The sequence below is a fragment of the Candidatus Thiodiazotropha sp. LNASS1 genome (assembly GCF_964212655.1).
Taxonomy (GTDB): domain Bacteria; phylum Pseudomonadota; class Gammaproteobacteria; order Chromatiales; family Chromatiaceae; genus Thiodiazotropha.
Genome location: NZ_OZ156465.1, coordinates 3,565,766 through 3,577,440, shown reverse-complemented (window position 1 = coordinate 3,577,440; position 11,675 = coordinate 3,565,766). Strand labels below are relative to the sequence as shown.

9 protein-coding genes are annotated in these 11,675 nt (G+C 51.2%); 5 read left to right on the top strand and 4 right to left on the bottom strand.

The window, feature by feature from the left end; genetic code table 11:
* The first annotated feature begins 145 nt into the window (after window positions 1-145).
* From AB8516_RS15830 to AB8516_RS15820, 3 genes are all read left to right on the top strand, one after another.
* Window positions 146-916 (top strand): PEP-CTERM/exosortase system-associated acyltransferase, encoded by a 771-nt coding sequence (locus AB8516_RS15830; RefSeq protein WP_108294758.1) that lies wholly within the window; start codon window positions 146-148, stop codon window positions 914-916.
* Window positions 903-1,760 (top strand): ThiF family adenylyltransferase, encoded by an 858-nt coding sequence (locus AB8516_RS15825; RefSeq protein WP_369162079.1) that lies wholly within the window; start codon window positions 903-905, stop codon window positions 1,758-1,760. Before AB8516_RS15830 ends, AB8516_RS15825 begins: the two co-directional genes overlap by 14 nt.
* A 285-nt stretch (window positions 1,761-2,045) precedes the next feature.
* A complete protein-coding gene (locus AB8516_RS15820) occupies window positions 2,046-2,270 on the top strand; it encodes a hypothetical protein (RefSeq protein ID WP_369162077.1) in 225 nt (74 codons plus the stop codon).
* A gap of 225 nt (window positions 2,271-2,495) precedes the next feature.
* Here AB8516_RS15820 and AB8516_RS15815 read toward each other — a convergent pair whose 3' ends face one another.
* From AB8516_RS15815 to AB8516_RS15800, 4 genes are all read right to left on the bottom strand, one after another.
* Window positions 2,496-3,899: a sigma-54-dependent transcriptional regulator gene (locus AB8516_RS15815; protein ID WP_369162075.1), complete on the bottom strand. Its 1,404-nt coding sequence runs from the start codon at window positions 3,897-3,899 to the stop codon at window positions 2,496-2,498.
* 12 nt (window positions 3,900-3,911) lie between these two features.
* Entirely contained in the window at window positions 3,912-6,530 is a 2,619-nt protein-coding gene (locus AB8516_RS15810; protein WP_369162074.1) for a CHASE domain-containing protein, read from the bottom strand.
* A 340-nt stretch (window positions 6,531-6,870) separates the two neighbouring features.
* A complete protein-coding gene (locus AB8516_RS15805; protein ID WP_369162073.1) occupies window positions 6,871-7,395 on the bottom strand; it encodes a PAS domain-containing protein in 525 nt (174 codons plus the stop codon).
* Between the two features lie 13 nt (window positions 7,396-7,408).
* Window positions 7,409-8,860, bottom strand: a complete 1,452-nt coding sequence (locus AB8516_RS15800) for a methyl-accepting chemotaxis protein (protein ID WP_369162072.1) — start codon at window positions 8,858-8,860, stop codon at window positions 7,409-7,411.
* A 586-nt stretch (window positions 8,861-9,446) separates the two neighbouring features.
* Between AB8516_RS15800 and AB8516_RS15795 the strand changes: the two genes are divergently transcribed.
* Together AB8516_RS15795 and AB8516_RS15790 are read left to right on the top strand one after the other, a co-directional pair.
* Window positions 9,447-10,166 carry an SIMPL domain-containing protein gene (locus AB8516_RS15795; protein WP_369162071.1) on the top strand — a complete coding sequence of 240 codons (720 nt, stop codon included), beginning with the start codon at window positions 9,447-9,449 and terminating at the stop codon, window positions 10,164-10,166.
* Between the two features lie 365 nt (window positions 10,167-10,531).
* A complete protein-coding gene (locus tag AB8516_RS15790) occupies window positions 10,532-11,662 on the top strand; it encodes a methyl-accepting chemotaxis protein (RefSeq protein WP_369162070.1) in 1,131 nt (376 codons plus the stop codon).
* Window positions 11,663-11,675: the final 13 nt, after the last annotated feature.

Sequence of the window (11,675 nt, the reverse complement as noted above, 5' to 3'; positions counted from 1 at the left end):
TATGTTTATAGGACTACTGCCTGTCTCACATGGCAACTGCAGCGGATCAATCACACTATTTCGATAGTCTGTTGAGACTGAGCGCCATCAGGAAATCATGCCATAACCTTATATCCGGCATTAGTACTATATCAGGGAGATAGGAATGGATAACCTGGCAAGGAATTTTTCGATCTACTTTTATCCCCGTTACGCAGCAACACACCACCAAAGGCGATTCAGCTATAGCATTCGTTATCAGGTCTATGCCGAGGAACTGGGCTGGGAACCGTTGAATGAGAGTCGTCTCGAGCGTGATGAATGTGACAACTACGCACATCACTGCCTATTGGAGCACAAACGGACGGGGGATATCGCCGGTTGCGTACGTCTGGTAGTACCACCGGCCGGCAACAGGCAGGCCCGCCTGCCCTGTCAGCTCCACGACATCGATATCACCGGGAGTGATAATCTGAGTCGCCTTACCCAGAGCAAAGTTGGGGAGATATCCCGCCTGGCGGTACCGAGCTGTTTTCGCCGGCGGGCCAATGAGGCCGGTAAACCTTTTATCCTCGGCAGTCATAATCCTACACTTTTTACCAAGGATGAACGGCGCAATTTCCCCAACATCTCCATCGGTCTCTATCTTTCGGCCATCGCCATGGTGGATATCTGCAAGCTCGATTTCGCCCTGGTGGTGATGGAACCGAGATTGCAACGCCATCTGAAACGTTATGGATTACTGTTCAGGCAGATCAGCTCCACCTTTGAGCTGAAAGGCGAGCGAGCGCTGTATGAGTTGCCACGCAGTGATCTGACATGTCACATGAACCCCCAAATCTTAACGCTATACGATTTAATTCGTAGTGAATTGGATAGCCAGTCATGGCAGGGAAAATCGCAAATGGACGATCGGCAGTACAATGATCCAGTTTGATTTCCATAAGGCATTTTCACGTACCACCGGCTGGGTAACGGAGTCGGAGCTGCAGCGACTGCGCAACTCCCGAGTCGCCATTGCCGGATTGGGAGGGGTGGGGGGCAGCCATCTTTTGACCCTGACCCGGCTTGGCGTGGGGGGCTTCAATCTGGCTGACTTCGATACCTTTGCAATCGAGAATTTCAATCGCCAGGCGGGCGCCAACCTGACAACGATTGGCCGACCCAAGCTCGATGTACTGCTGGAAATGGCCCTGTCGATCAATCCCGAACTCGATATCAATCAGTTCCAGCGGGGAGTGGAACCTGCCCGGGCAGAGTACTTTCTCAGTGATTGTGATCTCTATCTGGATGGACTTGATTTCTTTGCCCTCGAAGCGAGACGGGCTCTTTTTTCCGCCTGTGATCGGATGAAGATCCCTGCAGTCACCGCTGCACCTCTGGGGATGGGATCGGCATTGCTCAATTTTTTGCCTGATGGAATGAACTTTGAAGCGTACTTTCAGCTGGAAGGAAAAGGCGAGTATCAGCAATATCTGCACTTTCTCGTCGGCCTGGCGCCAGCCGCACTTCACGCCACCTCTCTGGTATTACCCGAACGGATTGACCTGGTGGCCAAAAAGGGGCCTTCCACACCAATGGGATGCGAATTGTGCGCGGGCCTTGCCGCAACCCAGGTATTGAAAATCCTACTCGGTAGAGGGAAGGTCCTGGCCGCACCATGGGGTCTCCAGTTCGATGCTTACCAAAACCGATTACGCCGTACCTGGCGACCCGGCGGGAATCGCCACCCTCTGCAACGCCTTGCCATCTGGTTGGGTGAAAGGCGATTACTGGGATGATGTCATCAAGGGGGGTGTAACATTTTAACCTGTTACATGCCGTACAGTATGACGAATAAGGCATTATAACCTTCTGATCTACAAGACCTATAGCAATATAGACCTGACGACAGCAGGGAAGTGCGTTCATCTTGTTACACCTATCATTTGCCTCCCCTGTTTCTATAAATCACCCTATCTATCTGATTTTCAACCGCTAATCACAAATCCATCTGGTTGGCACTATTCATGCGTGTGAGTAATGTAGATAGCATTCAAATCCCTATGTGGAGGCAAAGGAAATCAATGAAACATCAAGAGTTGGTTAAAGAAATAAACTTCCTTCTAGACACCGTTGAGAAAAAGCGGGAAAAACAACGGAAAAAACTGAAGTGCTATCTCAGCCAAGTCAAGGCGGAGAAACAAAAACTGCGAAAGAAACTGACCAGGGAGAGTTCAACGACGAATCGTAAAAAGCTGAAGAAGGAGCTGGATGCGGCAAATAAAGTCTACAGCATGCTCAACGCATAGCGTACTTACACTCACCCCGTCAGCCATAGCATGCCATATACAATGACACTATTTTAAAGGAGCGAAATATGCAGTCTAGAAACAATGCCGGAATGGTCAAACCTTCATTCAGTTTCTTTTTGATGCCAATGCTGTTTATCATCGGCATTTTTTCCATCGTTGCGATACTGAGCCTGATCTAGTGGCTGTTACCGGTAACAACATTTCATATTGACAGCCCTCAAATCAGCGTGCCCGCATGCGAGCCAAGCGTCTGTTTAGAGCGGGTCGTGAAATACCCAACAGGGCGGCGGCGGTACCCTGATTTCCCCCCGCCCGATCCAGCGCTTTCTCAATGTGCAACTGCTCTGCCTCTTTCAGGGTTGGAAATCGCCCTTCCACGGCGGCAATCTCATCCTGTCTCTCTTCAGTAGCCACCTGCTGTAACTTGACCGTGTTGCGGAAACTCTCTATCCCAAGCACATGACCCGATTTATGGCGCGCCACCGCATCGAAGACCATCGCCCTTAACTCTCGGATATTGCCCGGAAAATGATAGTTCGCAAGTAGAGTCAACAATTCAGGGCTCGCTTCAGGCGCGCCTTTTCCCAGGGAATCAGCGGCCTCTGAGATAAAGTAGGCCACCAGTGCAGGAATATCCTCTTCGCGCTCACGTAATGGCGGTATCTCCACTTGATGCACGCTAAGACGGTAGTAGAGGTCGGAGCGAAATGACTCGGCAGACATGCGTTCATTCAGATTGCGGTTGGTCGCACATAGGATCCTGGTGTTACAAACCTTAGCCATATCCGAACCCAGAGGATAGTAGCGTCGCTCCTGCAGAAGCCGCAGCAGCTTAACCTGGGAGGCGTTTGTCAGATCACCTATTTCGTCAAGAAAAAGGGTGCCGCCCTCTGCTTTGGCAACCATGCCTTCTCGAGTTGTGTCCGCTCCGGAGAACGCGCCTTTGCGATGACCGAACAAGGTATCCGAAAACAGAGTGTCATCCAGTCCAGCCGCATTGACCGGAACAAAGGCGCCTTTGCAATGACTCAACCGGTGAATGGCCTTTGCCAGCAGTTCCTTGCCGGTGCCTGTCTCACCCGAAATAAGCACAGGCTCCGTAGAGACTGCGATAGCCTCCAAATACTGGAATAGAGAGCGCATTTTCCGACTGACTGTAACAATATTGGAAAATACCTCCCCATGCTCCAGCTGATCCGTCATCAGACTGCGTCTGAGGGCACTCACCTGTTGGCGTAAAGCCCTGACTTCCATGGCATGCTTCACACTCGAGACGAAGCGATTCTCCTCCACCGGTTTTACAAGGTAGTCAAAACCTCCCCCTTTCATACAGGCAACCGCAGTCTCCACTTCCTGGGTTGCGGTCATGACGATTACCGGAAGCTCTGGATGCTCTCTGACGACCTCCGGCAGCAACTGTGTACCGGACAGATAAGGCATGAACAAATCCAATACCACCACCGCCACATCCTGCTCAGCCAGCAATGGCATCAATTCCCGGCTATCCCCGAGCGTAAGTACCTCCTTGATACCCGCACTTTGCAGAATCATCTTGGAACTGAACAGTACACTGGATTCATCGTCCACCAGTACAACCGGGAAAGCCATCTTCGATTCATGCTCCATCTTGTTGTACCCTCATGCCTTCTGAATGACCGGGAAGCGGATTGTCACACAGGTCCCTTCACCCAATACCGATTCGAAACCCATACTGCCACCATGCCGCTCCACAATTGAGCGTGAAATGGACAGGCCCAGACCGGTACCGCCGGCGTCTGTCCGAGTGGTGAAAAAGGGTTCAGTCAATTTACTCAGGTCCCTTTCCGATATGCCCCGACCCTGATCATGGACAGCCACCCATAATTCACTCTCGTCACTATCGTAGCCGGTCTCGATATTCACTCGTTTGCTTCGATCGGGCAGAGCCTGCAACGCATTCAATAAAACATTGATGAATACTTGTTCGAGTTGCTGTGAATTACCCTGCACCGGAGGCAGGTCGTCCGGTATATCCGTGGAACAGTTATCGGTGAACTTCTGGATCTGATTGTGGAGAATCATAACTGTCTCCTCCAGGACCTGCTGGATATCCACCTTTTCGGTGAGCTCACCAGCATCTTGCCGGGACATGTGCTTTAAGTTTTGCACGATGCGACGAATGCGGTCTGAGTTACCGGTTATTCCCGCAAGGAGTTGTTGAAAACTCTCCCTGGCCTCTGAGAAAGGCATACCGCCCAACGCAAAATTGCCATGCGTCTCATAATATTCGTTCAATATGGGTGTGATATCCTGCCAACCCCGTGAAATCAATGACGCGTTGAACTGTATCGCGTTGTTGGGGTTGTTAATCTCATGCGCCACACCGGCAGCCAGCACACCGATGGAGGCGAGACGGGCGTTACGCAAAGCCTGAGCCTCCAGATTGCGCTTTTCCGTGACATCACCGGCGATAACCATCGCGGCCGTCACTGCACCCTCGCTACTGGATATGGGTACAATACGCCCCTCCCAATAGGTGCCATCGTCTGCCGAATATTGAAATTGCCGGGTACTTCCCTTGCGGAACACCTTTTTCAACGCTTTGCGGAACCATTTACGAAAATCTCTCGGCATCAGTGCCAGGGAGTTTCGCCCAACCGCCCTCTCTGCCGGCAGTGCCGGAATCGACCGGTTCATCAATAGGATCTTACCCTTGCGATCGACGGTCATAATGATATCAGGTGTCTGCTGAAACAGATCTCTCAACTTGGCTTCGGATTCGCGCAGCGCCTCGTCAGCCAGCTTTCGCTCGGTAATATCCTCGATGAAGCCTACCAGGCGGTAAATCCGATCATCCATGTCGCGCACAGCAAATCCCCGCGTTCGCACCCATCGCAGGGTACCATCTGCACGTTGAATCCGGTGTGTGACCTCAACATCGCCACCCTCGCGGCTGATACGTAGCAGCGCCTCACTTAATTTCATCCGATCTTCGGGATAGGCCGCATCGAGTAAGGATTGGCGTTTGATATCACTGGCGATACCCAGCATCCTGCCGTAGGTGGGACTGAGATAGAGCAATCTGCCTTCATTCACCGCCGTGGACCAGAACGCCTCGTCCACTGTCTCTGTCATTTGCCGGAACAACTCCTCCCGCTCGACCAATTGCAGTTCCATGGCCGAGCGCTGTCGGATATTCTCGCGTATTCTGGCCAGATAGAATGCCAACAACATGGTAAACAGCAATCCCGCTATCAACACCATCCAGGGGCCTTCCTGAAATGCCTCGGCACTGCGGAACATATTGGTTCGGCCGCAGACGATCGCCAACACACGATCGGCGATCCGCACGCGTTCCATGACCTTCGCCTCATCCGGATCATTCATCCAACCCTCATACTCGTCAACCCCGATTCGCCTGGGGGAGAGTCGGCTGGTGTAAAAATGCAAAAATTGTTCAGCTGCCGGAGCCGATTCATCCAGAATCAAGATCTCAACGCCCCGTGGTTCCAGTAACGATATGGCGGCATTGGTCAGACTGGCAAGGCGAAAAAAACCAACTAAGAATCCACTCAGGTTTGCACGGCGTTGGCTTACCGTATCAGTTGCTTCACCTTCAGCGTACACCGGACTGGCGACCATGAAACCGTACTCAACGCCATCCTGTGACACCGGGTATGCGATTCTTCCGCTCGCTTCCATCCGTCCCAGATCTCTGGCGCGTGACAAGGCGTCAGCAAATTTGGGTATCGACCCCAGGTCAAACCCGGACGGTATGGTGCCATTGTTCTCAGGGGCGACATGGCTCACTGGAAAATATTCTGTCCGTTCAGCGGCTGGCAGCAGCTCGAAATGTCCGTCGCCTTCCGAAATTTGAAAGGTTTTACTGCCCGATGTAACTGAGGCTTCGAATCGATCCCGATCCGTACCTTTGACCCGCGGCGTCCAGATCAGCGCTTGAACACCCTGGTAGCGATCCAGCAGGGAGCTGGCGAACAGTTGGAACTCCTCACCCTTGACCTCGCCGGATGCTATGACATGGTCGCGAAGAGTAGTCACTGCGAGCATGCTGTTATCTATACCATGCGTCAGGGCACGGATACGATTGTGCGCAACCCATTCAAAGTCCAGCATGCTGTGTGCCTCCAGTTGCTGCCGCATCAGCAACATGGCGGCAAACGAGAGACTCAAACCTACGACGGCAACCAGCCAGATGGCACTGTTCTCACGACCGAACAGTAGACGAAACGGATCAGATATTCGTTTTCCCTGACTCATAGAGTGTTTAGTGTAGCGCTGTTTGGAAAGGATGTACCTTTTCCGTTACAACACACCCTATGGGAACAATCCCGTGACTGATAAATTTGGCCCTCTCTTAATTTCGAGCCATCATTGATTTGCAACCCTTCGATCAATTCATAAATAACAGCCCATCCAACAATAACGAGTGGGTTACAAATACCTATGAATCAGGACTCAAAATTAATCAGGGAGAATCGACAGGTTACTCCGGAATGCCGCATTCCGAATCGAACAAAGAAATCACCCGGATTCAGGAATGTGAACAACAATGACTGTCAATAGCATGGCGAATCAGTTTCAATAGCTTGACTGAATATCAATGACCCAAGGTATGAATGAACTCTTCATAGGTCGTATTCTTGCTCTTCAGCACATCCACCAGCCATTGCAACGATGCATTGGGGGCATCGCGCGCACCGGCCTGCTGCTCGATCCTCAACATCTCCTTGTAGACTGGAATCATGGCTTCGATTCCTTCCCTGCTGGGTTTGCGGCGAACCGAAAAATAGCCGATGGGATTGTTGTTATCGTCGTAATCGACCGTGACATTCGCATAAACCCAATAGAAGTCACCGCTCTTCGCCATATTCTTGACATAGGCAAAGCACTCATTCCCTGACTCGATCACATTCCACAACAGACGAAAGACCCCTCTCGGCATGTCGGGATGACGAATAATATTGTGCTGTACACCAAGCAGTTCCCCTTCATTGTAACCGGCAATCTTCATGAAGATACGGTTGGCGTAGGTTATGCGTCCCTTCAAATCCGTCTTGGAGACGATGAAATCGTTCTCATCCATAAGGATTTCCCGATCGGTCGGCGTGATAGCTCGCTTCATGGCCCCACCCCTGCTAGTTGTGTTTCTCAGAAATCATGGCATCGATACGATCCATCACCTGGTCACTTGCGTGTTCCATCTCCGTGTAAGTGCTTATAATCTTTTTCTGCAGTTGCTGATCCTTTTGCCAATCCTCCGACAGATAGTTGAGTGCTGCATGGCCGTGGCTGTGTACTGCCGTGTGCGGCGTCTCGAGTTGCTTGAAGGTTGGCAGGTGACCGAAGCTCTCCTTGCCAATACCTTCATAATACCACTTGCCAAGCCGGCAATTATGGTGATCCACCAGCACGGCCTGAGCATCGGGATTATCGGTTCCCGCATAAAACGACTTGTAGGCCTTCTGCTTGTAGATCATATGATCCACTTTGATCAGTGAGGCATAGCAGATGTCATGTGCAAAATTGACGGAGACATAGGTCTTTTGCGCCCTGTCTGCGAAGTGATTGAAACTGGTGTTCATCTCCTCCACAGCCTTCTGCACACTGTTCGCCATTTCCAGCATTTCATCGGAGTGGGACTGCATCACTGTAGTTTCACCCTGAAAGGTGGTCACCACACCACGAATTTCATCGGTCGCTGTCTTGGTGCTCTCGGCCAGCTTTTTCACCTCGTCCGCCACCACCGCGAAACCACGGCCGTGCTCACCGGCCCGTGCCGCCTCAATGGAGGCGTTCAGGGCCAATAGATTGGTCTTGTCGGCAATCTCACCGATCATGCCCAGGATGCCGGTTATCTCATCGCTCATGGTATTGAGTTTACCCATGGTCTGGTGACTCTGCTCTATCAGGCCAAGGGTTCTGGTCTGGGAATCGACGACATGTGACACCGCCTCTTGATTCTCTTCGGCCTTTTGCATGTTGTCAGTGGCTATGGAAGAGACTTTCTGCATCTCATCGGTGATACGTATAAGATCATTCTGGCTCAGCAACAGATTGCTCATGATCTGACTGGTATTCAGTTCCTGCAGCTCAGCCGCCATTTCATTGCGTTTGATATAATTTGCATTTTCTGACATTGCATCCAGTGATTCATTGATACGCGCCAGAGTCTTTTCCAATTCACCATGCAATCCAGTAGGCAAGGTGCGGCGATAATAGCGGCCGTTGGAAACCAGCTCAAAACTGGTCTTGACCTCTCTGAAGAATGTCTCTAACTGATCCAGCGATTCATTCAGGTTCCATGCGATATGCCCTGCTTCCCCCATCCAGGGCACCCTGGTAATGCGGGAAGTGAACTGCCCCTGAAGCATCTCCTGCAATGCCCTTTCGATCTCCTGCATGACATAGAACGGCATCTTCATCCGATGTCCGACCAGCACGGCAGTTGAGATGGAAAGCAAAGGAAATATCCAGAGCCAGTGTTGGTAACCGCCCGACAACAGGACCGATAGAATGGTCAGCAGGTTCAGGATAACGAAAACCGCTACAAGGACCTTCAGCCTGGTGGCTAAGTACAGACGTTTCATAACTCTTAAACCCTTCCACACATATGGCTTGACCCACTAATGTGGTTCGCGAAACACGCTACGCCAATAGCAATGGTCTCCCAAAGCCTGTTGACAACACCACGCGGGTTATCCGGGTGGCGGATGATATTGTGCGGCTTACCCAGCAGTCCACTTTTACAGAGACCGCTGCTATGCATGAAATCCCGGTTTACCTACCTGATTCTCCCTTTAGCACCCGATGTTGATACGATAATGTTATTGTTTTCCAGAACCACTTCATTACCTGAGGGCGGAATATTGCCTTCCATTTCAACCCGCGGAATTTCAACTATTTCCTGCAAGCTGCAGTAATCTATATCGCCTGACTGGACAATAACTTTAAGTTCGCCGGGAGGATAAGAATCCGATCTTCCCTGGAAGCCTGTGGATCCGCTCCACCTACCCATTAATGGATACAAATTGGCAGTTGTACATAATTATCAGACAATTACTATAGGATTATACCGACAGGTCTGAACCCGGACAGTGTGTGAGCGGGTAGCAGCGACTGATACCAGCCGACCCATTGCAGATGGGCATAACCAAAACGATGACAGGAGGTTGCATGTCCAGATCGAGCATACAGAAACTACCCGCATCTCTCCTCGTCTGTCTCAGCCTGATGGTGCCGCAATCCCCACTACAGGCTGAGGGACAGACCCACCACTACGATCATGTGAAACTACACAGCAGTGCTTCGGCTGAAGTTGAGAACGACACCCTGATCGCGGTCCTCTATGCACAGAAGGAGGGGAGTGACCCTGGATCGCTGACTGATAGCGTCAACCGCCTGATCGCTCAGGCCGTTAGTGAAGCAACAGGCAGAGAAGGCATCAAGGTACAGACCCTCGGCTATCAGACTTCGCCAATCTACCAGCAGCAGAGGCTGACTGGCTGGCGTGTACGCCAATCGATCCGCCTGCAGAGCACCCACAGCGACAGGCTGAGTAAACTGCTGAATCAGCTGCAGTCAACCCTGGCTCTGGACTCAATCAGCTATGCAATCTCGCCGGCGCAAAGGGAAAAGGTGGAGGAGTCGCTGACGCTGCAGGCGATCGACGCCTTCCGCAAACGTGCTGACCTGGTGACGAAACAGTTTGGACGAAACGCATATCGCCTGGTGGAAATATCAATACAGGCATCGGACCGGCCGGTTCAGCCTTTCCGAATGCGCGCCAACATGATGGCCCTGGAGGGAGCATCTGCTGCCCCTACACTCGCTGCGGGAAGTCAGACACTGCGCATCGAGGCCACCGGCACCATCGAGTTGCAGTTAGACCGGTAACGACGCCCCTGAATCGCTAATAACCGATCGGACCGTCTCTCCATGAAGATTGAAGTACCCTAGGAGACCGCTGATGTCTCCCGGCTGGATACAAGAAATCATACATTTCGCTGCCCATCGAAAGCTGTTATAGATCACTCCGGATTTAATCCAAAACCTTATAACCAAGCAAGACCCCAGGTTATACAACATATGGCCGGGACAGCACCGACAGCAATACCTTTAATAAAGATGTCTATGTTTTCTCACAGTATTTTACATTTTCGTAACCTTTTTAACCTTTATTTTTGCGATTATCGGCCGCTATAGGCATATCTAATTCAGTAAAACTCGTAGTCGTTAACTTTCTTCATCCGAGAATTCTTATGTTTGGCATATCTAATAAGAAACAGATCTCTCAGTTACAACAGCAGTTGGAAGAGAAGAGCGGTCAGGTCGAATTGCAGGCCGCACAGATCTCCACACTCCAGGAAGAGAATGCACAATTGCGTCAACGGATTGAAGAGGAATCAAAAGAACTGCATCTGCAACAACAGTTACTGGGAAATTTTTCCACACTGAGTGACTCTTTCAGTGAGCTTCAGCACTCTTTGATGCATACAGCCACGAACATGAAAGATGAAAAGGTGAATGCCATCCGCGGTTCTGAGATTTCAACCCAGGCAATCGCCAGCGTCGAGGTCATGCACAGTGAAATCGACAGTGTCACCCAGATCTCCCAACAGAGTTCCGAAAGTGTTGATAAACTGGGTACGATCGCCGATAACATCAGTAATTTCGTCAGTATCATTCAGGGCATATCGGAACAGACCAACCTGCTGGCATTGAATGCGGCAATCGAGGCTGCGCGTGCTGGCGAGATGGGAAGGGGGTTTGCCGTGGTCGCCGATGAAGTTCGCAGTCTGGCCGGGCGTACACGGGAGGCTACAACGGAAATCGCCGCATTGGTTGACACCATCACGCAAGAGACAAAGAAATCGATGGATACCATGTCATCGATGATGGATGTAACCCACAATTTTCAGAATCAGGTCTCAGATTCCATCGCAACCATCAAACAGCAATTCGAGCTTTCGAAATCGATGGAGGAGACCATCTCCTCAACCTCACTGCGGACCTTCGTGGAGCTGGCGAAGTTCGATCATCTGGTTTTCAAGTTCAGCATCTACAAGGCCTTTCTCGGTCTGGCCGAGCTCCCCGCCGACGCGCTCTCTGATCACAGGAGTTGCCGCCTGGGCCAGTGGTATTATAACGGCGAAGGGGTTTCTTGCTTCTCCAACCTTCCCGGTTATCGTGAAATCGAAGCACCCCATCAGGACGTTCACAAATACGGCAAACAGGCCCTTATTCATCTTGAAAGCGGGGATAAACAGGCCAGTATCAACAACATCGGCATGATGGAAGAGGCCAGTATGCAGGTCATATCGAACCTTGAGGGATTGGCACAGTCTGGCGAGTCTAATGCGCATATCCTGTGCACGGATGATGCACAATGATAGAGACGGCCAT